The sequence below is a fragment of the Sphingomonas alpina genome (assembly GCF_014490665.1).
Lineage (GTDB): Bacteria > Pseudomonadota > Alphaproteobacteria > Sphingomonadales > Sphingomonadaceae > Sphingomonas > Sphingomonas alpina.
Genome location: NZ_CP061038.1, coordinates 3711349 through 3733471, shown reverse-complemented (window position 1 = coordinate 3733471; position 22123 = coordinate 3711349). Strand labels below are relative to the sequence as shown.

The window sequence follows — 22123 nt, the reverse complement described above, 5'->3', positions numbered from 1 at the left end:
GATGGCAAATGATTCAGGGGCTGATCGACAGTACATTGGCGACATTGGGCGACGTCCTGTCGCCGCACGGACCCGCGGTCCAGGCGGCTGCGAAGAGCTTTGCGCCAGGCGATTTCAGCGTGCATTTCTTCCTCCAGCTCGCGGTCATCCTGCTCACTTGTCGTGTGGTCGGCTGGCTCGGGCAGAAGCTGCTGGGCCAGCCTCAGGTGGTGGGCGAGATGATCGCCGGCGTGGTGCTTGGCCCCTCGCTGCTCGGCCTGCTCTTTCCCGGGCTGCAGAGCACCTTGTTCCCCAAGGAAACCAAGAGCGTGCTTTATGCCGGCGCGCAGCTCGGCGTCGGGCTCTACATGTTCCTGGTCGGCACGACGCTGAAGGTCGATCATTTTCGCGCCAAGGCGAAAAGCGCGTTCGGCGTATCGCTGGCCGGCATTGTCGCGCCGTTCATCATCGCAGTGATCATCACCCCCTGGCTGCTCGGCGTGCCGGGTCTGTTCGCGACGGGCATTTCGCAGCTCAACGCGACGCTCTTCATGGGCGCCTGCATTGCGCTCACCGCCTTCCCGATGCTCGCGCGAATCATCAATGAGCGCGGACTGGCCGATACCTCGCTCGGCACCTTGTCGCTGACGGCGGGCGCATTCGACGATGCCTGTTCCTGGTGCGTGCTTGCGATCGTGCTTGCGACCTTCGGCGGCGGCCCGGGCGTCGCGTTGCTCGCGATCGGCGGCGGGATTCTGTACGTCACCTTCATCGTCCTGTTCGGACAGCGCTTGCTCGCGCCGCTTGGCCGCAAGGTCGAACGCGAGGGCGAGATGAGCCTGACTGTGCTGGCGATCACGCTGGCCCTGTTCTGCCTGTCCGCCTTTGTCATGGACGCGATCGGTATCCATGCCATCTTTGGCGGATTCATCCTCGGCACCGTGATGCCGCGCGGCCTGTTCGCGACCGAACTCAAGCGCAAGGTCGAGCCGCTCGCCGTGGTTCTGCTGCTGCCGATGTTCTTCACCTTTTCCGGTCTCAACACGCGCATGGACATGGTCAATTCGCCGACCCTGTTGCTCATCGCGCTCGGCATCCTCGCCGCGTCGATCCTGGCCAAGGGCGGCGCCTGCTATCTCGCGGCACGTCTGTCGGGTGAGGATAACCGCACGTCGCTCGGTATCGGCGCGCTGATGAACTCGCGCGGGTTGATGGAGTTGATCATCATCAATATCGGCCTGCAAAAAGGGATTATCGGGCCGACGCTGTTCTCGATGCTGGTGCTGATGGCGATCGTGACGACGATGATGGCAGGGCCGCTGTTCGAACTCGTCTATGGCAAGAAGGCCCGCGCCTCGGGGGAGCTGGGTGCAATCGACACCCGGCTTGCCGCCGACCCGGCCTGAGCCGGAGGCGTCCGATGAACAGGAAGGTGGCGATCGGGCTCGCGGTGCTGGCCGGATCGAGTCAGATGGCCAATGCGCAGCAGGTCGAGTTCAGGCCTTTGGTCGATGCAAGGCTGCGCTACGAGCGGGTCGATCAGCAGGGTCTTGCGGACGAAGCGGATGCGCTGACCATGCGCATCCGCAGCGGAGCGCAGGCGAGCAAGGGGCCATGGTCGGTGCTGGTCGAGAGCGAGGCTACGCTTGCGATCGCTGAGCATTATAATAGCGGAACCAACGGCAAGACGGCCTATCCTTTGGTGGTCGATCCGCAGAATATCGAGCTCAATCGCGCGCAACTGCGCTACGCTGCGCACGGGATTACCGCTACGGCGGGTCGCCAGCTGATCGAACTGGCCGATCAACGCTTCGTCGGGTCGTCCAATTTCCGCCAGAACCAGCAGACCTATGACGCGGCCCGGTTGCAATGGGGCGGGGCGAAGGGGCCGTTTGCCGATATCAGCTATGCCTGGGCGGACCGCACCGTGAACGGCATCGATGGCACCGGCGCGCGCCAGCCGGCGGTCGGGGGTAATAATGTCTTCGCGCTGTTCGGCTATGCCGGCAAGATCGGCACGCTGACCGGCTTCGCCTATCTGGTCGACCAGGACGAGGCCGTGGTGCAGGGTTTTCGCCTGTCGAGCCAGACCTATGGCCTGCGTCTGGCGGGGAGCGTGCCTCTCACTCCATCGGTCAAGCTCGGCTATGTCGCAAGCTGGGCGCGGCAGAGTGACTATCACCGCAACCCCAATGACTATGCCGCCGATTACTGGCTCGGCGAGGCGATCCTGACGGTGAAGGGCCTGACCGCTACTGGCGGCTATGAAATACTCGGCGCCGATCGCGGCACCGCGCTGACCAGCGTGCAGACGCCCTTGTCGAGCCTGTTCAAGTTCCAGGGCTGGGCCGACAAATTCACCACCACCCCGCCGAACGGCATCCGCGACCTGTACGGCGGCGCCGGCTATAGCTGGCGAAAGACCGGCCCGCTCGACGCGATCGCGCTGTCGGCGACCTATCATCGTTTCGACAGCGACCGGCTCGGCCAGCATTATGGCGACGAATGGGATTTGCTGGCCAGCGTGAAGCGCGCCCATGCCACATTCTCGGCGCGCTATGCGCGCTACCGTGCCGACAGCTTCGCGACCGACACCGATAAATTCTGGCTTGAGCTGGGCTGGACCCTTTAGAGCGCGGCGACCTTCGGCGCGCTCCACCGTCATCCTCCGCGGAAGCGGGGATGACGGGGCCGTTGGATCCTATGTTGTGTCTCTCAGAAAGCTTCGCCCCTGTTATCCCCTGTTTTCCGCATTGTATTTTCTCGCCCCTGTTATGTTGGATTAGATTGCCGAATTATGCGTGTTTTTTCAGCGTCATGGCTGGTCCAGCCCCTGTTATGGAAACAGCGGCGGAACAGGGGCAATAACAGGGGCCGTTTTGATCGAAACAGGGGCGATGGTCGCCCGGTGCTTCGCGGCCATGTGAAAGAGCGGGACGGAATGCCGGTATGACGTCTCGCCCGACATCACCATGCGGCATCATGCGGCTCTGTTGAATCGCCAGGTGGGTGGATCAACTCAACTCGAAAACACGCACCGCGTCGAACGCCGCTTGTGTCACCGGCCGGCGACGGTATCGTCGCGGCGGTGGCACGATTTCCCTTCTTCCAGCGTGTTTCGCAATCGCCGACCGCGCCGCGCGTCGCCCCGGCGGTGCGCAATTTCGACGTGGCCGAGCTGTATGACGGCCCGATCCCGCTGCAATCGGCGACGGAGGGCGGCCAGTCCGGGCTCGACGAGAAATTGCGCCAGGCCTATTTCTGGATCGTCAACACGGCGATCATCAGCCCGCATTACGACATCGAATATCAGAACGGGCCGTCACCCGAATTCCGCATCGGCGACAGCCGCACCTTGCTGACATTGCCCTCGGCGCAAAGCTATTCCAGCTATGCGCTGCTGCCGCTGCTCGCCTTTGCCACGCAGGGGAAGTGCCTGTTCGTCGGTGGTCCCGGCCGCGGCAAGACCGCGAGCGCGATCCTGATGGGCGTGCTGGCCGGCTATCCAGTGCGCGAAGTGCGCCGCGCGATGCAGCATGGCCATCCGCAAATGACGATTGCCGACCTGCTCGGCAATCCGCTGCCTGCGGATCTCGTCGCGGCGCAAAGCATCGATGCGATTCGCATCGCCTGGCGGCCCTGGCTCGGCATGCGGGTCAAGATCGTCGACGAATATAACCGCATCCCGACCCGCACGCAGAGCGCGCTGCTGACCGTTATGGGCGACAATTATGCCGAGGTACTGGGGCAGATCTACGAATGCCCCAACGCCGCCTGGTACCTGACCGCCAATGACGATGCCGGCGGCGGTACCTATCAGGTGATCGAGGCACTCCGCGACCGGGTCGATGTCATCGTCCAGGCGCTTGCCTTCAACCCGCGTTTCCTCGACGACCTGCTGCTGCGGATCGAGGAGAATGTCCGGCCCGAGGAAGTCGTGCCGCGCGAGATCATGTTCGACGAAGGCGAAGTGGCGCGGCTGGTCGAGCAGGTGCGCGGCGTCGCGATCCCGGTCGAGGTGCGCCGCCGGCTCGAATTCTTCGCCAGCCAGTTCGAATTCCTCGAAACCGCGGGCGCTCAGCCTGAGCATATGACCAAGGACACCGCGCGGCTGTCCGGCGTCGACTGGGTGCAGGTGACCGCGTCCGATTCCGGGCGCGACCGGCTGAAGGATATCGGCACCCAGACCATGAATGGCCTGTCGGTGCGCAATCTGATGACGCTGGCGCGCTTCGCCAAGGCGCTCGCCTTCTTCCGCGGCGAGGATGAAGTGACGCTGGAGGATGTGCGCCAGGTGCTGCCTTTCGTACTGCGCGACAAGCTCCGCCCCGATCCCGACGCGCCCTTCTTCGCGCTGCCCGAGAACGCTGCCTATCGCACTGACCTGGTCGGGTGGCTGCGGCGGTTGTTCGACCTGTCGTGCGAGGAATATGATCGGCTCGACCTTGACCGCGACGATCCGGTGCGCGCCCTGTCGGACGAATTCTCGCGCGGTCTCGACGGGCTGAGCGAGCGCGACGTGCGCGCGCGGTTGACGCGGATCGAGCGGCTGGTCACCGAGCGGACGGCGGGGCGCAAGCTTTACGGGCCGCTCTATGACGAGTTGCTCCACCTCAAATATCTCCACCAGCGCTACACCAATTATCTCGCCTGGCTCGGGAACCGGGGATGACGCTGTCGCCGGCGCTCGCCCGGACGCTGGCCGCCGGACGTCCGCAGTTCAATGCCCGCGTCTCCGCAATGCGCCGCGCGCGCACCGGGTTCGACAGTGACGCGCTGGCCGAGGCGATCCGCCGCCGGCTCGATCCGGTGGTCGTGGCGGTCGACAGAGTGGCCCCGGACCGGACCTCGGCGATGGTCGAGGCGGGATTCGATCTGATCCTGACCCTCGCCGCGCAGGGCATGGCGGGGCGTCGCCGCGCGCTGACTGATCGGGTGTGGCGCGAGGCTGCGGTCGCCTATGCCGCGATCGTCGCCGAACGGCCCTTCGCGACGCTGGCGATGCTGACCAATGCCGCCCTGACGATCGAGACCATGCCCGGCGCGAATGCCGATGCCTGGGTCGATCGCATGGTTGTGATCGCGCCTCTGGTCGCCGCGGACACGCTGGCGGCGGCGGGGCAGGTCGCCGCCTGGCGCTCGGGCATGGCGCACTACCGTGACGGCGCACTGACCACCGCCGATGGCCTGTCCGAGGCACTGGCACTGGCGGCCATAGGCGCGACGGGATCATGGACGGAAGTCCGCGCTGCACTGGTGGCTGATCCGTGGTGGCGCCCCGACAATGTGGTCTGCGAGGGGATCAGTTTTGGCGGTTTTGCCGGTTTTGGCGGACCTTTCTCCGAGCCGCCTCGGGTGCGGGCAGGCGGACAGGGTTTTTTCGTTCAGTCGGGTGATCGCACCGGGTTGCTGGTCGCCGATGCCTGGGGCGCGACCCTGCATCCGGCGGTGCGCGAGGAATTTGACGCGGCCGCCGAGAGCGGCGCGCGCATCGACGGCGCGGTCGTCGCCGCCGGGGACCGGCGCATTACGCTCGACCTGCCGCCCGAGGGACTGAGCGTGGCGGTCACCGCGACCAGCATCGCAATTGCCTCGCGCTACAGCCATGTCGTGCGAGTCCTGCCCTGGACGCTGTCATGAACGAGGGCGCGCGCATCGCCTTGTGGCAGGCGGCATGGCCCGATGCGCTCGCGGCATGGAGCCGCTTCACCCGGCTACGCGATCCGCGCCTGTGCGACAGCGGCGTGGCGGCGGCGAAGGAGGGGCTGGCCGGTGCGTTCGCGATGATCCGGCTGGTCGACAAGAGCGTGGTCATCGACCTGGAAGCGATCGCCGCGCTGCAGCTCGACGACCATGCGACCGAAATCCTCGCGCATGAAATCGGCCATCATGTGCTGGCCCCGGCCAGCGCGACCGACAGCTTCCGGCTGATCGCGCGCCTGCGCCGGGCGCTGCCGACGCTGGAGCATCACGCGCCGATGGTCGCCAATCTCTATACCGACCTGCTGATCAACGACCGGCTGCAGCGCCAGGCCGGGCTCGACATGGCCGGGGTCTATCGCCGCATGGCCAGCCGCGAGCAGGGCCAACGCAGCCGGCTCTGGGGGCTGTATGTCGGCATCTATGAATCGCTCTGGGGACTCGAAAAAAGCAGCCTGGGCGGGCCGCGCGGCGATGCCGAGATGGAAGGCGATGCCTGGCTCGGCGCGCGGCTGATCCGCGTCTATGCGCGCGACTGGATGTTCGCCGCGGGGCGGTTCGCGACCTTGCTGCTGCCCTATCTTGCCGAGGATGCGCAGCAGGATGCGGCGCTGCGCCGGCTGCACGACACGCGCAGCGCCGCACTTGGCGCCGATCCGTCGGGCGCGCAGCAGGTCGAGGGAGATGAGGCGGACGGCGTGGTCCACCCCTCGCGCGATGTGACGGTGACCGGCGTGCCCGCGGATGGCGAAACCGACGGTCCGAAAGTCCCGCCACGCGAGGATGTCGCGCGACGCGGCGCGGGGCAAGCGCGCGAGCCGTTCGATTATGGCGAGATATTGCGCGCCGCCGGTCTCGACCTCACCGATGAGGAGATTGCGATCCGCTATTATCGTGAGCGCGCGCTGCCGTTGCTGGTGCCGTTCCCGACCCGGCCCGGTACGACTTCGGACGAGCCACAGCTCGAAGGAGTCGAGCCCTGGTCGCTCGGCGATGCGCTCGACGAGATCGACTGGCTGCAGACCGCGGCGCAATCGCCGGTGGTCATTCCCGGCGTGACCACCGTGCGCCGCGTCTATGGCCGAGAGCCCGGGCCGCCGGGGAAACCCGACCCGGTCGATCTGGATCTCTATGTCGACAGTTCTGGGTCGATGCCCGACCCGCGTCACGCCACATCCTTCCTGACCCTGGCCGGCGCGGTGATCGCGTTGTCGGCGCTGAAGGCGGGGTCGCGGGTGCAGGCGACATTGTGGAGCGGCAAGAACCAGTGGATGGGGACCAACGGTTTCGTGCGCGACGAGGCCGCGATCCTGGCGATCCTGGTCGGCTATTATGGCGGAGGGACGGCGTTCCCGATCCACCGGCTGCGCGATACTTTCGCAGCGCGCGCGAAGACCGCGGCACCGGCGCATATCCTGATGATCTCCGACGACGGCATCACCACCATGTTCGACACCGATGAACGCGGCGCGAGCGGCTGGGATATTGCCGCGATGGCACTGGCCAAGGGGCGTGCCGGGGGAACGATGGCGCTCAATCTCGGGCCATGGATCGGTGCCGACCATCCGGACCGGTTGAAGCTCGACCGCGCCGAGGCCGAACAGGGCTGGGACGTGCGATCGATCGACAAGATGGAGGATCTGGTCGAGTTCGCGCGCAGCTTCAGCCGGCGGCGCTATGCGGACATGGCGGCATGATCGTGCTGTGGCGGATCACCACGCGGTGCAACTATGCCTGTGGCTTTTGCGCCTATGATCGCAGCGCCGGCGGAACACGGCACGACGTCGCGGCGGACGAGGCGGCGCGCTTCGGGCAATTGCTCGGGCTTTGGGCGGCGGCGCGGGGCGAGCGCGTGTTGCTGAGCTGGCTCGGCGGCGAGCCCCTGTTGTGGCGGCCGATCCTGCCGTTGTCGGCTGACCTCGCCGGAGCGGGAGTGGCGATCAGCGCGACGACCAATGGCAGCACCTTGCACCGCGCGGAAACGCGCGCCGCGATCCTGGCGGGCTTTGCCGAGCTGACTGTCAGCATCGATGGGCCTGCTGACGTGCATGACCGGCTGCGCGGCACGGACACTGCCTTCGACAAGGTACGGGACGGCGTGCGCCGGCTGGCGGAGGAGCGCCGCATGGCCGGCTCGCCGCTGCGGCTACGGGCCAATGTGGTGCTGATGCGTGACACGATCGCGCCGTTCGCGGCGTTGTGCGATGCGCTTGCCGATTGGGGCATGGACGAGATCACCTTCAACCAGCTTGGCGGCCGTGACAGTCCCGATTTCTTTCCTGCGCAGCGGCTATGGCCCGACGATATCGCTGCGCTGTCGGCATTGCTGCCCGGGCTTGTCGCGCGGCTGGCCGAGCGGGGGTGCGGCTGTGCGCCGATCCGCGCTATCTCCGCCGGCTGCAGGCGAGCGCGATGGGCGAAGCGCTGCCGGTGTTCGATTGCCGGCCGGGCCGCGAGTTCCTGTTCATCGACGAACATGGCCTGGTGTCGCCGTGCAGCTTCACCGGTGACGCCTATGGCGTGCCGCTCTCATCGCTGCGCACGATCAGCGATCTCGACGGTCTCCATGACCGCTTCACCATCGCGCAGGCCGCCGCGCGCTGCGATGCGTGCAATGACTGTCCCTCGACCCAGACTTTCGCGAAGTTCGCCGCATGACCCCCGGACCGTCACTCGAACGCCTGATGCGCCGGCTCGCCGAGACGCCGGGCGAATTCCTCGGCGAGCCGCGCATCGGGGCGGTCGGCACGGTGGCGACGGCAGCTTTGGTGGGCGATCTGCTGCGCGGTGCGGGTATCGCCATCGATCGGCAAATGCTCGCGCGGTTCGAGGGCGATCGGCCGGCCGAGCGCAACCGGCTGATGCTTGTCGCGGTCACGGTATGGCTGCTCGCTGACGACTGGGTCGGCACACCGTCGCGGGATGGCTTGCTGGGCTTGCTCGACGATACGGTCGGCGAGTTGGCCGCGACCGGCCATGCCCAGGCCTTTGTCGAGGATGCCGAGCGACGCGAGGAACTCGCCCGTACCGTGCTCGCCGCGCTGGAGCTGTTGCCGGAGGGCGAAGATGCGCGCCAGGCAGCGGATCGCCTGTCGGCGGTCAGCGCGACCGAGCGCCAGCGGCTGATCCGCGCCAGTCGCGAAGCGGAGGAGCGCGCCCGGCTGGTCCGCGAGGCGCTGATCCGCAAGGCGGCCGAGGAATCGGCCGACAAATATACCCGCGAATGACCGATCCGACCGATGCCGAACGCTATCCGACACTGAGCGACGCCGGGCGCGCGCTGCTGCGGCGCATGAGCGAGCATCCAGCAGCACCGGTCTATCGCAACCGCAGCGGCAATCGCCTGCTCGCCGAGGAATTGCCCGGGCTCGCCAACTTCGAACGCGAGACGCTGTCGGCGCCGGTCGGCTGGCGACCGGGCGCGCCGCCCGACTGGATCGCGCCGCTCCTGGCCGATACCTATCGCCGCGTGCCGCATTTCCGCGCACGCGGAGCGGCGCCTGCCCGGCTCGACGACGTGCCGACGATATCGCGCGCTGATCTCGCTCACGACATCGCTGCTTTCGTGCCCGACGATGTGCCGCTCGACCGGCTGATCAATTTCCGCACCACCGGAACGACCGGCAATCCGCTGTTGATCGCGTCGCACCCGACCGTCGCGGCGCGCTATCTCGCTTTCCACAAGCGAGCGCTGGCCCGCTTCGGGGTGACGCTGCGCGCCGGAGCAGGCGAGGTCGGCGTGGTGCTGCTCGGCGACCAGCGGCAATGCTTCACCTATGTCTCGGTGACGCCGACAATGGATGAGGCGGGGCTGGCCAAGATCAACCTCCATCCCGGCGACTGGCGCGACCCGGCCGACCGCGCGCGCTATCTCGACGCGCTGGCGCCCGAAGTGATCGCGGGCGATCCGATATCGTTCGCGACCTTGCTCGACCTGCCCGTCACGCTGCGGCCGCGGGCGTTGTTGTCGGTGGCGATGATGCTGACCGACGGATTGCGCGACCGGCTCGAACGGCGCTTCGACTGCCCGGTGCTCGATCTCTATTCGATGAATGAGGTCGGGCCGATCGCGGTCGCCGATCGCGCGGCCGGCGGGCATGTGTTGTTGCAACCCAATCTCTATGTCGAGATCGTCGATGCTGCCGGACGCGCGCTGCCGGTGGGAGAGCGTGGCGAAGTGTGCGTGACCGGCGGGTTCAATTTCTGCCTGCCGCTGGTGCGCTACCGTACGGGCGATACCGCCGCGCTGGCGCTGACAGGGGGCGAGCCGGTGCTGACCGGCCTGTCCGGACGGCGGCCGATCCGCTTTCGCACCGGCGATGGCGGCTGGATCAACAATATCGATGTCAGCCATGCGCTGAAGCCGATCGCCACGGCGCAGTTCGGATTGCATCAGTCGGCGAGCGGCGCGGTGACCTTGCGGCTGTCGCCACATGCCATGGCCGATGCGCCTGCCGCGGCGGCGGCGCTGCGCAGCGTGATCGGCGATGTCGCGATCACGGTCGAGCCGATCGCCGGCGACGACAAGATCCTGCAATACACCTCCGACCTGGCGGATAGCCTGTCGGCATGACCTCACTCGAAATCGCCGCGAACCTGGCGGCCACCGTCTCGATCCTGCTCGCGGGCCGCAACAGCGTGCATACCTGGTGGACCGGCGTCATCGGCTGCGGGCTGTTCGCGGCGCTGTTCTACGAGGCGCGCCTCTATGCCGATGTCACGCTGCAACTGGTGTTCATCGCCACCAGCTTCGCCGGCTGGTGGTCGTGGTTGCGCGGCGCGACCGGCGCGCCGCTGCCGGTACGTCATGCGCCCGCCGCGACGCTTGGCTGGATGGCGCTGGTCAGCGTGATCCTGACGCTCGGCTATGGCGCGATCCTGCACCGCTTCACCGACGCCTATGCGCCGTTCGTCGATTCCGCGGTGCTGGTACTGAGCCTCGTCGCGCAATTGCTGCTGGTGCGGCGCATGGTCGAAACCTGGGCAGTGTGGCTGCTGGTCGATACGATCGCGGTGCCGCTCTACGCCTCGCGCGGGCTGAACCTGACCGCAGCGCTTTATGCCGCCTATTGGCTCAATGCACTGTATGGCGGCTGGCGCTGGCGGCGAGAGATGGCGTCATGCTGACCGGGCTGGTGGTGGGGAAATTCTGCCCGCTTCATCTCGGGCATGAGCGGCTGATCGAGTTCGCGCGAGCGCGCTGCGACCGGCTGGTCATTCTGAGTTACACCAATCCCGAGCTCGGCTATCCGACCGGGCTCCGCGCGCGCTGGCTCGAAGCGCGGTTTCCCGATGCAGTACGGCTGGTGCTCGACGATGAGGTGCTCGCAGAGTTTGCGGCCCGAACCGGTGCCGCGCTGCGCCGCTTGCCGCCCAATGACGCGCCGGATGCGGTGCAGCGCGACTTTTCCGCCTGGGCCTGTCACACGATGCTTGGGCTGGTCATCGACCGCGTGTTCACCAGCGAAAGCTATGGCGACGGCTTTGCCGCCGCGCTGACGCGCTATTTTTGCGGCCATGCCGGCACCACCCATATCGTCGAGCATTGGCCCTATGATCCCGATCGCCACCTGACCCCGGTTTCGGGCAGCGCGATCCGCGATGATCCGCCGGGCGCGCAGGCATTCCTGTCGGATGATGTGCGATCGTCGCTGGTCGGGCGGGTCGGCCTTGTCGGCGGCGAATCCAGTGGCAAGACGGTGCTGGCCCGGGCGCTGGCCGAGCGTTTCGGTACGCTCTGGGTGCCCGAATATGGGCGCGAACTGTGGGAGCAGCGCGACGGCGACCTCGTCCTGAGCGATATGCTCGCCATCGCGACCGAGCAGATCGCGCGCGAGGACGCTGCAACGCGCGCTGCGGGGCAATGGCTGTTCTGCGATACCACGCCGCTGGTCACCGCCTTCTACAGCGATGCGATGTTCGGGGAGACCGATCCCCGCGTCGCGGTCATGGCGCAGCGGCGCTACGATCACCTGCTCCTCTGTGCGCCAGACTTCGCGTTCGTGCAGGACGGGACCCGACGCGACGCCGAGTTCCGCATGCGCCAGCATGACTGGTACCGGGAAAGGCTGGCCGAGGCGGGCAGGCCCTATGCGCTGCTCACCGGGTCGGTCGAGCAGCGCTGCGACCAGGTCGTGCGGCTGCTTGGCGGGAAATGAGGAATCCGTCCATTTTGCACCCATCTCCCTGACCATCGACCGCATCGCGATGGTAGAGAATCGGCGCGATATTGTCCGGGGACGATCAGCATGAACCACGCGATTTCCTTGACGCACCTCAATCTGCCGGTGACCGACCTTGAAAAGTCGATGGATTTCTACGTGCGCAAGCTCGGCTTCACCTATGTCCGCCATTTGCGCCCGGGCAAGGTGATCCTCGAAGTGGGCGGCTTCGACTTCTTCCTCGAAGAGGGCGGGGAGGGTTTTGGCCATCCGCGCTTCCATTTCGGGTTCGAGACGACGACCGAGGGCGTGCACGAGTTTGCCCGGCTGATCGAGGGTCAGGGCATCCCGCAAGTGGTCGGCCCGCAGCCGACGGGTCTCGCGGAAATCTACGTCACGCCGGACGGGCTGCGCACCGTCTTCTACTTCGCCGATCCCGACGGCCATATCATCGAGGTCTATTCGCATATCGGCGTCGATGTCGGCTATGTCGACCCGGCCTATGCGGCGCAGATCGCCTAGGGCTCGATCGACATCCGGCCGGCCAGCGGTGGCGATGCGAGTCGCGGTCGTTTGGGGGCGATTTTCCGCTGTTCCCACGAATAAAAAAAGCCACCCCTGTTAAGTTGGATTTTGGCGGTAGATTTTCTGCCTGTTTTCAATTTGTTGAGTGCTGCCACCGCTGTTATCCATAACAGCGGTGGGAAGCGCAGGAACAGCGGTCGGCTCACCGCTGTTCCTGCCGAACAGCGGTCGCAAAACGCCCTGTATATTCCAGTCATGTCAAAGAGCGGGGCGGGTCACCGGCTGGCTTCCCGTCCGCCGCCACGCTGGCATGACCGGCAGCAGGGTTGAATCGGTGCCGCCGACCACGGTGCCCGGCGCCGATCCGCTCTAGCCCGCACGCCCGATCAGGAACTGCCCATTGGGCTGTTCGATGCTCCCGAATCCAGCCTCGCCCAGCATATCCCGCACCTCAATCAGCCGGTGCGTCCGGCCTTCGAGCGTCTCGATCATCAGCGTCATGCCGAACACCGCGCCTCCGCGGCTGTTGGTGCCGTCCTCGTCGAGGAAGGAGTCGCGGATGATCACCTGCCCGCCCGGGCCCAGCGCCGCGCGGATGCGGCGCAGCAGGGCAAGCGCGGCGGAGGGGCTCTCGCCGTGGAGCACGTTGCTGAGGAACACCGCGTCATAGGGGCCGCCCAGGTCGTCGCGAGTGAAATCGCCGCACGCCAGCCGGATCCGATCCCGCATCGGATAAGGCGAGACGATCTCGCGAGCGATCCCGATCGCGTCGGGCAGGTCGAAGATCGTGCAGACAAGTTCGGGATTGGCCTCGCAGAAACCGAGCGAATAGCTTCCCGCGCCGCCGCCGAGATCCAGCAGGCTGCGCGCATCCCTCAGGTCGACTGTCGCGACAGTGGGCGCGAGATGGAACAGCAGCGCCCGCTCATGGGCGGCAAGCAACAAGGTGCGCAGTCGCGTGGCATCGTGGAAGAGGCTCCCCATCGCCGGACCGTGCCCGTCGCGGATCGATTGGGTCAGTCCGCCCCAGGCGGGCCAGTCGCTATCGTGCAGCTTGAACCAGGAGCCGATATAATGCGGCGAGCCGCCGACCAGAAAGGCCGAGGCCGACGGCGCGTTGCGGTATCCGGTCCCGGTCAGCTCGAGATAGCCCATCTCGTGCAATGCGCTCAGCAGCCGGGCGGTCGCTTCCGGCGCGGTTCCCAGCCGCGCGGCGATATCGGCCGCGAGCGCCGGCCCGGCCTCGATCGCAGAAAAAATGTCGAGCTGCACCGCCGACATCAGGATGCGCGGTCGCCAGATCTCGGCATCGGCGAGCAGGCGGTCGAGCGCGGCCGACAGGTCTTGCGCATCGGGCTGGTCCGCCACGCTCAGTTGCCCGACCGGCCCGTGGCCAGCGCGTCGTCGATGTCGTAATCATTGCGTTCGCCGGGGTCGGCGCTGAGGTAATGGATGATCTCGATCTCGTTGCCGTCGGGATCGCGGATATAGAGCCGTTCGCGGAACGGGTGATTGCCCTTGCGGCGATAGGCGCAGCCCAGCGCGTCGAGCCGGCCGATCAGGTCCGCCATATCGGGCACGACGATGCCGAAATGCGTGTGACTGAGCGTGCCGCCGTCGACCTCCTCGCCGCCATGATAGGGCGTGCGAAAGGCGACATAGCTGTCGTCGGTACCGATATGCACCCAGTCATAGGACCGGTCCGCCGCTGCTTCCAGGCCGCGCCCGCGCAGCCGCCAGCCAAACACGCGGGTATAGAAGTCGATCAGCCGGTCGAGGTCGCGGGTGATGTACTGGATATGCTCGACATATGCGCTCATGACAGCGCCGCCCGGCCGCGCACCACCGACTTTGCTTCGTCGAGCGTCTCGACTGTCACCGCCTCGAGACCCAGCTCGCGCAGCAGCGCCGCAGCCTCGCGATCCTCTTCCAGATAGGCCTCGGGCCGCTGCAGATGCACCTTGAGCGAAATCAGCGCGGCCGCAGGGGGGGATGCGCCCGACTCGTCAAGCCGGAACTTGCTGATGATCAGCGTGCCGCCGGGGGCGAGCGCCTGACGGGCATTGGCGAGGATGCGGCGTTTCTCGTCGCGCGAGAAATAGTGCAGCAGGTCGCTCACCAGCACCAGGTCGAAGCGCTCCGGCAGCGTGAAGTCGAGCGCGTCGCCGCTCTCCAGCACGATCTGCCCCGCTCGAATCTGGTCCACGAAGCGCGGGCCATTCTGGCCGATCACCTCGGGGCGGTCGAACAGGGTGACCTGGAGCTGCGGCGCCACCGATAGCAGGCGATCCGAAAAGGTGCCGCTTCCCCCGCCCAGATCGAGCACGCGCCGCGCGTGTTCCAGCAAAGGAGCAATCCGTTCCACCAGCAGGTCGGCGGCGGGCTGGTTGGCCATCGCGACCGAGGTCAGATATTCGGGCAGATGGGCGCTCTCCATGATCCGTGCCGCCTCGGGCCGCGCGCCGGGCGAGCGCATTATGTCGCCGAGTTGGAGCCAGATTTCGTTCTCGGCGCGGAACTGCAGGATTTCGGGCAGGATGCAGCGCGGGCCGCGGGCGAGCAACGCGCGGACATCGTCATGAATCGCGAAACAGCCGGCCTCCTTGTGGATGATGCCGATCGCGGCGAGCGCATTCATCAGCACCTCGGCGCCGACCGTGCTGGTACCGATCCGTTCGGCGATCTCCGCCGCGCTGCCGCCCTGTGGCGGGATATGGCTGAACAGGTCGAGTTCGGCGGCGGCAAACAACACCCCGGCAAGGCGGAACGATGTCGCCACCGATATCAGTTCACGCCATAGCGCGAGCTCGCCCGCCGTCGCCCGTGTCTCGCTCATGCCGTCTCTCTCCCGCAAAATGCCCGCGGCGCCCGGCCGCCTGCCCAGTATCACCGACTTGATCCCGGCGATGTCGAGCCGCTCGATCGCGTCGCAGCCGCACGCGCTCAGCAGCGCGGCGACCTCGTCGTCGCTTTCCAGATAGGCACCGTCCGATTTGAGCGTCATCCGCACCGAGAAAAGCGCCGCGCCCGCGGGTTGGACGCCATCGCGGTCGAGCGCGAACTTGACGATTGCCACCCGCCCGCCAGGCGCCAGCGCGGCGACCGCCCGCTCGACGATCGCCCGCTTTTCGGCCTGAGGGAACAGTTCGAGCAGCTCGTTGATGATGATCAGGTCGTAGCGCGTGTCGGTCGTCGCGGTGCGCGCGTCGTCGATGCGCAGCGTCACCCGGTCGGCGTCGGGACCCGTCGCGAAACGCTGGCACATGCCGATCCCGCCGGCCAGGTCGAGTATCTCGACCCGGGCATCGGCATTGCACGCCAGCAGCGCCTCGCAGAAATCGCCATCGCCGCCGCCAATGTCGAGCACGCGTCGCGCTTGTGACGCCAATGCGCCCATCCGATCGAGCACGACTTGCGCGAGCTGACGATTCATCGCCCGGATTCCCGGGCGTTCCGCCATCCGCCCGTCGAGCAATTCGCGCCGATACGCGATCGGCACATCCTCCAGCCCACGCAGAAATGCCGCAGTCCGCAGCCAGGCGGCGGCCTCGCGGTGATGCGCCCGGGCTTCGGCCAGGAATCCGCGCATGAGCACCGCGTCGTTCAGTGCCGGCAGTGGCCGATACTGCACGCCGTCATGCACGGCGAGGTTGAGCGAGACGAGTCCATTCAGCAACAATCTGGCGGACGTTTCGGCCATGCCAGTGGCGCGACCGGCCTCGACCGCGGTCAAGCCGTCCGGCATGAGCGCGGCGAAGAGGCCCGTCTGTGCAGCGGCAAACAGCACCCCGGATGGCCTGAAGCTGCAGGCCATCTCGCGGATCGCGGATGCCAGCGGGTCGAGTTCGGGATTCCACGCCGGCGCGTATCCGACGGCGGGAACCGTCGCTTTCGTCCTGGTCATGGCGGCCGCGTAGGTCATCCGGTCGGGCTCCGCTCCTGCCTCCCGCTTCGTTCGCGAATGCCGCCTGTCGCGAATCGCGGCAAACTGAGCGCAGGCCAGCCAGCGCAGAGGCGACCAATCGACTGATCCGCCACGAGTTGAGTGCCGATTGAATGCATGATCGCCCCTCTCAACGACGTCGGATAGACTGTTGTTTACAGATATCTAACTTCAAGTGTCTGTCATATAGTCTATTTCATGAATCCGAATGATTATGCTCCAAATCGGATATGTATTCTTGACTGGAAAAAGATTCGATAGATAATCATGGAAGTCATCTCGGAATACAACCATTCTAGATGTTTTTTAGGAAGGGGAGATAATCATGATTCTCGATCTCGCTAAAGCTTCTGCCGCACTGAGTGGTATTAAGACCAGTGCCGGCCAGAAGAACTTGGAAGAACTCTACGCACATCTTGAGGGTTTCCGCGGTAAACTGGACGGAAAGCTCAATGATGCCGAATTTCGCTATGTGATGCAGACGCTGTTCAACGAACAGGTACTGAGCGTGCCGGCGGCCGAAGCGCGCAACATTCCGCCCGCCACCGTCCTGGCGCACGGTTTCTCCATCCGCCAGGTGATCTAGCCAGCGGATCCGTGATGGCTCGCCGCCTGCGATGGCGGCGAGCCGCAACGACCTCCGAAGGGCTTTTTGGCAGATGCAGTCTTCGCGCAAGATCGGGTCGTTCGCGCTTGCGCCGGACGAAGAGATTCTCATTGCCGGTACCCTGGGTGGCGAGGTCCTCGTCGTCCATGTCGATGATTTCACCGTGCTCGAACGGCAACGCGTGCATAGCGGCGCGATCGAGGCCGTCGCGGCGCATCCGACGCTTCCCTATGTCGCGGCCATGTCGATGGATCGCAGCGTCAGCGTCTTCGAGCGTCAGGGGCCGTCGCTCCGGCTGCTGGACCGATTCATATTCCGCGACGTGCCATGCCGCAACGATGCGACTGTCGTGCCGTCCGCTCACTCGCTCAGCCAGGCGCTGACCTTTCACCCGAGCGAGAAACGGCTCGCGGTGCGCAGCGGCAATGCCGGCGTGCTGGAACTCGACTTTCCCGACGATCGTCTGACCATCCGGCATTGCACCCGGTTCCATCATGACCTCGACCTGGTGACATTGCGCTATGCCGATGCCGACGGATCGCTGATCAGTGCGGCAGGCGGCCATGCGGTGCTGTCACGCGATGGCATCGAGCTGCGCTCATGGGATCTCGGCAATTTCAACCTGCATTGGTTCGAGCCGCTCGGCGACGACGAATATCTGATCGCCTGTGACGAGCTGTACGTTATCCGGCTGGATATCCGCGACCGGACCGAGCCGCTGCGCGGCCACCACCTGACGCGCGACGATCTGGAGCATGTCACGTATAATTCGACGTCGCAGCGGGCCTTTGCCGGCGGATTCGACGGGACGGTCTATGAGATCGATCCCAAGACCTGCGACTATCGGCGTATCGCCTGGCTCGCGCCCTACAAGATGCGCTGGATCAAGACGCTGGAGCGCGCGCCCGACACGCTGATCGCGCACTGCTTCAATGGCGGCCTGTACAAGGTCGACCTCGCCACCCAGAGCGTGATCGCCACGATCAAGGATACGCCCAACGCCGTCTGGACCTGCCTGCGTGACGGCGACACGCTGTATTTCGCGGGCGAGGGCGATACAGTCGGCCGGGTCGAGCTGGGCGAACCGGATCCGGTCACCGGGCGGATCACGGTCACGCCCGGCACGCCGATCGCCAAGCCCCCGTCGAACGGCAGCACCTATACCAAGCGCATGGCGATGGGCGTGGCCGGCCTGTTGCTGGCGCAGAAGAACGGGCAGCTGATCGAAATGGGCCAGGATGGCGCGCGGCAGATATGCGATGTGGGCGAGGAGGTGCGGGACCTTGCCGCGGTACCGGGCCAGCCCGTCGCCTATGTCTGCACCGAACGCGGTGCCGTCTTCAGGGTCGACACGGCGAGCGGCGACATCGTCAAGGCCTATCAGAACCGGCTGCGCGAGCCGATCTGGTCGCTGGCCTATCATCCGTTGCGCGACATCATCGCCTTTGCCGAGCGGCGCGGCGACATCATGCTGTGCGACGGCAACCTCAAGCCGCTGCTTTCCTTCGGTCCGACCTCGCGGCCCAAGCGCATGAAATGGTGCGGCGACACGCTGATCTATGTCGATACCTGCGAACTGCGCCGGTTCGACCTGCTGACCCAGAATGTCAGCGACTATGTCGACAATTGCGGCAACACGATCGAGGATTTCATCTGGGACGAGTCGCGCCGCTATCTCGCGCTGGTCAATTACCGTACCGAGCTGGTGCTGTGCGATTTCGCCACTGGCGTGAAGCTGTCGGTGGTTCCCGACCAGCCCGATTTCTCCAAGGGGCTGGTGTGGATGACGCGGCCTGACGGCTATCCCTTCGACCTGGCGACCTTCGGGCGGTCCGGTACCGGGCACCAGTTTCGCATTCACAATGAACGGTGCATGGCAATGGGGCCGATCGCGCCCGCGCTTATCCCCGCGCTTATCTGAGTCTCATATCCATGATCACCATCATCACCGGCAGCCAGCGACCTCGATCGCAATCCGCCAAGGTCGCCGCCTTTGTCCAGATGCTGCTCGATCGCCGTACCGTCGGGGCGCATGCGGTCACGCTCGAAACCGGCCTGTTGCCGCTATGGACCGACGATCCCGAGGCGCAGGCGGCGCAGGTCGAGGCCTGGGCGCCGGTCGCGACGATGATCCGCGCGTCCGACGCGCTGGTGCTGGTCGCACCGGAATGGAATGGCATGGCGCCGCCGGCGCTGAAGAATTTCTTCCTCTATTGCACCAGCCACGAATTGGCCGACCGCCCGGCGCTGATCGTCGGCCTGTCGTCGGGCCATGGCGGGTCGGCGCCGGCGTCCGAGCTGCGGCTGAGCAGCTATCGCGACACACAGATCTGCTACATCCCGGAGCAGGTGATCGTGCGGCGGGTGACAGAGGTGCTCAACGAACCCGAACCGGTATCGGAGGACGATGCCTATATCCGCTTCCGGCTGGATTATGCGCTCGGTATCCTGATCGAATATGGCGCTGCGCTGGCGCAGGTGCGAAGCAGCGGCGCGCGCAATTTCGAGCTGATCCCCTACGGGATGTAGATATCCGCGATCACTCCGCCATCGGGATGCGGTAGAATTGCCCGTCATAGGATGTCGCGATGAACGCGTTCGCGGCGTCGTCCGCCATCAGCGAAGAAATGCCGAAGCGGCTGATCTGTCGCACGATCGGCCAGTCGTCCGCCGCCAGATCATAGATCGCGACCTTGCCGTCATAGGAGCCGGTGGCGATCCTGCGGGCGCCATCGAGCGCCGCGACGCATTTGATCGAATGGTCGTGCGGCGTTGGAATCGCGCGACAGCCGCTGTCGGTCCAGAGCCGCAGCTTGCGGTCGCGGCTGACGCTGACGAAGCCGCCGCCGGGCAGGCGGGCGGCACCGTTGGCGATCTTGTCATGCGCATCGGACAGGCGTTCGATCAGGTCGAGGCTGACAGCATCGTGCCGCGCCATCGCGGCGGTCGCGCAGACGCTGAACAGGGTGTGGCCGTCACATGCCACGCCCTTGACCGCATTGTCGTGCAGCATGATCTCGCCTTCGAAACGAACCACCCCATCCCCGTCTTGTGCGAACACCAGGCCTTCCCCGGTATAGGCGCCGACCACCAGCCGCTCACCGCCCGCCATCGCCCAGGACGCCGCGCAATTGAGCGGCGAATGGTGCCGGTGCAGTATCTCGCCGGAAACCGCATCGAACAATATGCCGAGCTGCCCGCCGGTAACCAGCCGCCCGGCCCAGCCATGGATGAAATTGCACAGGCTGCCGAGCCGCGCGACGACCGCGCCGTCGCGGCGCACCACGCCTGCGTCGCCGACCGAATAGACCGCGCCATCATGGACAGTGCCTGCGTTGATGCCGGGCGTGTCCTCGATCCGGTCGACCCGCCATGTGTCGGACGAAGGGGAATATTCGGCATAGCTGCTGCCGAAGCTGCCGAACAACAGCCGGTCGCGCGATGCGAAGGTGGCGGCGCGCAGCCAGATCGTCGCCGGTACGTCGGACTGCTGCGCCAGGCGCAGGTCGCCACTGTCATTGGTGGCCCACAACTTGACGGTGCGGTCATAGCTTGCGCTCATCAGCCGCTGCGTCGCTTCGTCAAAGACCAGCCGCTTGATCCCGGCGCCATGGCCCGGCGTGATCGACGCCAGCCCGTTGCGGAGCGTGATGATCTCGCCGCGATCATTGCCCGCGAACAGGGTGCCCGACCGCGTGATCACCACCGTGTCGGTTTCCCCGCCGAGCGAGAAGCGTTCCTGCTCGGTCCCGCTGGCGACCTCCCAACGGCGTACCGTGCCGTCGTCGCTGCTCGACACCAGTGCCTCTCCATCGCTGCGCCATTCGACCGACAGTACATCGGCCTCATGCCCGGCGATGCTGCGCACCAATGTGCCGGCCAGGTCGAAGATGCGGATGCGATGATCGCGCGACGCGGTTGCGACATGCTGTCCGTCCGGGCTCCAGCTGGCCATTTCCACATCGTCTTCATGCCCGCGCAGCACCGCGACCGGCGTCAGACCGCCGACCGACCAGGTGCGGGCGGTGTAATCGCTGCTTGCGGTGAGCAGAAGGCGGCCATCCGGGCTGAAGCGACACTGGTTGACCAGATGGTCGTGCCACGCATTGGCGAGCGGCAGGCCGTCGGCGCCGTCCCACAGGATCACTTGGCTGTCATAGCCGGCGGTGGCGACATACCGGTCGCGATAGGCGTCGATCCCGCTGATCGGCGAGCGATGCGCGATATCGAAGGTCGCGGACGACGGGGCTTCGCGTTCGCTCATGCCACCACCACCCGGAAGCCGCGATAGCGGAACTGCGGTGCCGGATGCGGCCCGTGACGGCGCGCGCTCCGCGCCAGGTCTCCTCCGAGCGCGAAGGATCCACCGCGCAGCGTGCGGTAGCGCGCGCCCACGGCACTGCTGATATCGTCGTCGATCCGGTCGCCACCGGGATAGGGAAGGTAGAAGCTGGAGGTCCATTCTTCGACATTGCCGCCCATATCCAGCACGCCGTAACCCGACGCCCCCTGGGGATAATGGTCGACCGGGGTGGTGGTGCCGACCCCGCCCTCCATCGTGTTGCATCTGGCCGGATCGAAGCTGTTGCCGAATGGATATTCGGCATGATCGGGGCCGCGTGCGGCGCATTCCCATTCAGCCTCGCTCGGCAGGCGGCAATGGATGCCCATCTCGTCACCCAGCCAGAGCGCATAGGCCAGCGCATCGTCATAATCGACGCCCCAGACGGGGTGCCGGGCCGGGCTGCCGATGACGATCGATTCGGGGATCGGGTGGCCGGTCGTGGCGGCGAAGTCGATATAATCCTGATTGGTGACCGGGAAGCGACCGATATGGAATGCGGCGATCCGGACGCGATGCCGGGGATATTCCTTGCGGATCCAGTCGCCAAAGGCGGGCCGATAGGCGGGATCGACCAGCCGGTCCTGCCAGATCGCGATACAGGCCTGGACTTCGTCAAGCGTGGATCCGATTTCGACCTCGCCGCCGGGAATCGCGACAAGGTCCAGTTCCCTGTACGATGATATTCCGCGCTTGTTCGGTTTCAACACTGCCCCCGATCCTGTTCAGCAACTTGGCGTCACGAAACTTGTACTGAATCGAAGAATAAGATGGCCTGATCACCCGGGTCCAATTCTTTTGGAACCATAATAGATACTGTTTTGCGTAATTGGTCGGAGTCTTGGGGTGGCATGGTCATCATGGCG

The 22123-nt window shown here is 65.8% G+C and carries 19 protein-coding genes and 1 pseudogene; 15 read left to right on the top strand and 5 right to left on the bottom strand.

Annotation, left to right across the window (positions count from 1 at the left end; genetic code table 11):
- Window positions 1–8 precede the first annotated feature (8 nt).
- From H3Z74_RS17460 to H3Z74_RS17405, 12 genes and pseudogenes are all read left to right on the top strand, one after another.
- Window positions 9–1385, top strand: coding sequence for a cation:proton antiporter (locus tag H3Z74_RS17460; protein WP_187760847.1), 1377 nt, complete (start codon window positions 9–11; stop codon window positions 1383–1385).
- Window positions 1386–1399: 14 nt separating this feature from the next.
- The gene (locus H3Z74_RS17455; RefSeq protein ID WP_187760846.1) at window positions 1400–2611 is read left to right on the top strand and encodes an alginate export family protein; all 1212 of its coding nucleotides are present in this window, start codon (window positions 1400–1402) and stop codon (window positions 2609–2611) included.
- A gap of 456 nt (window positions 2612–3067) precedes the next feature.
- On the top strand, window positions 3068–4651 hold the full coding sequence (locus H3Z74_RS17450; RefSeq protein WP_187760845.1) for an AAA family ATPase: 1584 nt from the start codon (window positions 3068–3070) through the stop codon (window positions 4649–4651).
- Window positions 4648–5619, top strand: coding sequence for a hypothetical protein (locus tag H3Z74_RS17445; protein ID WP_187760844.1), 972 nt, complete (start codon window positions 4648–4650; stop codon window positions 5617–5619). The genes H3Z74_RS17450 and H3Z74_RS17445 overlap by 4 nt, the downstream gene beginning before the upstream one ends.
- Window positions 5616–7376, top strand: a complete 1761-nt coding sequence (locus H3Z74_RS17440; RefSeq protein ID WP_187760843.1) for a VWA domain-containing protein — start codon at window positions 5616–5618, stop codon at window positions 7374–7376. Before H3Z74_RS17445 ends, H3Z74_RS17440 begins: the two co-directional genes overlap by 4 nt.
- Window positions 7373–7738 (top strand): annotated as a pseudogene (locus H3Z74_RS24895) (radical SAM protein); the annotation flags it as partial. The gene H3Z74_RS17440 and the pseudogene H3Z74_RS24895, both read left to right, overlap by 4 nt.
- A 353-nt stretch (window positions 7739–8091) precedes the next feature.
- Window positions 8092–8337: a hypothetical protein gene (locus tag H3Z74_RS17430; protein ID WP_229726643.1), complete on the top strand. Its 246-nt coding sequence runs from the start codon at window positions 8092–8094 to the stop codon at window positions 8335–8337.
- Entirely contained in the window at window positions 8334–8906 is a 573-nt protein-coding gene (locus H3Z74_RS17425) for a hypothetical protein (protein WP_187760842.1), read from the top strand. Before H3Z74_RS17430 ends, H3Z74_RS17425 begins: the two co-directional genes overlap by 4 nt.
- Window positions 8903–10252: an AMP-binding protein gene (locus H3Z74_RS17420; protein ID WP_187760841.1), complete on the top strand. Its 1350-nt coding sequence runs from the start codon at window positions 8903–8905 to the stop codon at window positions 10250–10252. The genes H3Z74_RS17425 and H3Z74_RS17420 overlap by 4 nt, the downstream gene beginning before the upstream one ends.
- Window positions 10249–10806 (top strand): nicotinamide riboside transporter PnuC, encoded by a 558-nt coding sequence (pnuC, locus tag H3Z74_RS17415; RefSeq protein WP_187760840.1) that lies wholly within the window; start codon window positions 10249–10251, stop codon window positions 10804–10806. Before H3Z74_RS17420 ends, pnuC begins: the two co-directional genes overlap by 4 nt.
- Window positions 10800–11837, top strand: a complete 1038-nt coding sequence (locus H3Z74_RS17410) for an AAA family ATPase (protein WP_187760839.1) — start codon at window positions 10800–10802, stop codon at window positions 11835–11837. Before pnuC ends, H3Z74_RS17410 begins: the two co-directional genes overlap by 7 nt.
- 90 nt (window positions 11838–11927) lie before the next feature.
- Complete coding sequence (locus H3Z74_RS17405; protein WP_187760838.1) at window positions 11928–12362, top strand: VOC family protein; 435 nt, start codon at window positions 11928–11930, stop codon at window positions 12360–12362.
- 372 nt (window positions 12363–12734) lie between these two features.
- Here the strand turns inward: H3Z74_RS17405 and H3Z74_RS17400 are convergent, their stop codons facing one another.
- The 3 genes from H3Z74_RS17400 to H3Z74_RS17390 are packed head-to-tail and all read right to left on the bottom strand — an operon-like array spanning window position 12735 to window position 16269.
- A complete protein-coding gene (locus tag H3Z74_RS17400) occupies window positions 12735–13733 on the bottom strand; it encodes a methyltransferase (RefSeq protein ID WP_187760837.1) in 999 nt (332 codons plus the stop codon).
- Window positions 13734–13735: 2 nt separating this feature from the next.
- Window positions 13736–14185 (bottom strand): VOC family protein, encoded by a 450-nt coding sequence (locus H3Z74_RS17395; protein WP_187760836.1) that lies wholly within the window; start codon window positions 14183–14185, stop codon window positions 13736–13738.
- A complete protein-coding gene (locus H3Z74_RS17390) occupies window positions 14182–16269 on the bottom strand; it encodes a methyltransferase (protein ID WP_187760835.1) in 2088 nt (695 codons plus the stop codon). Before H3Z74_RS17390 ends, H3Z74_RS17395 begins: the two co-directional genes overlap by 4 nt.
- Before the next feature lie 364 nt (window positions 16270–16633).
- On the opposite strand from H3Z74_RS17390, the gene H3Z74_RS17385 reads away from it, so the two are divergent.
- The 3 genes from H3Z74_RS17385 (at window position 16634) to H3Z74_RS17375 (ending at window position 19444) form a co-directional block, all read left to right on the top strand.
- Window positions 16634–16894: a hypothetical protein gene (locus H3Z74_RS17385; RefSeq protein ID WP_187760834.1), complete on the top strand. Its 261-nt coding sequence runs from the start codon at window positions 16634–16636 to the stop codon at window positions 16892–16894.
- Window positions 16895–16967: 73 nt separating this feature from the next.
- A complete protein-coding gene (locus H3Z74_RS17380; protein WP_187760833.1) occupies window positions 16968–18836 on the top strand; it encodes a WD40 repeat domain-containing protein in 1869 nt (622 codons plus the stop codon).
- An 11-nt stretch (window positions 18837–18847) separates the two neighbouring features.
- Window positions 18848–19444: an NADPH-dependent FMN reductase gene (locus H3Z74_RS17375; protein ID WP_187760832.1), complete on the top strand. Its 597-nt coding sequence runs from the start codon at window positions 18848–18850 to the stop codon at window positions 19442–19444.
- 10 nt (window positions 19445–19454) lie between these two features.
- On the opposite strand, the gene H3Z74_RS17370 is transcribed toward H3Z74_RS17375, so the two are convergent.
- Both H3Z74_RS17370 and H3Z74_RS17365 read right to left on the bottom strand, forming a co-directional pair.
- Window positions 19455–21179 (bottom strand): WD40 repeat domain-containing protein, encoded by a 1725-nt coding sequence (locus H3Z74_RS17370; RefSeq protein WP_187760831.1) that lies wholly within the window; start codon window positions 21177–21179, stop codon window positions 19455–19457.
- Complete coding sequence (locus H3Z74_RS17365; RefSeq protein WP_187760830.1) at window positions 21176–21967, bottom strand: formylglycine-generating enzyme family protein; 792 nt, start codon at window positions 21965–21967, stop codon at window positions 21176–21178. Before H3Z74_RS17365 ends, H3Z74_RS17370 begins: the two co-directional genes overlap by 4 nt.
- Window positions 21968–22123 lie beyond the last annotated feature (156 nt).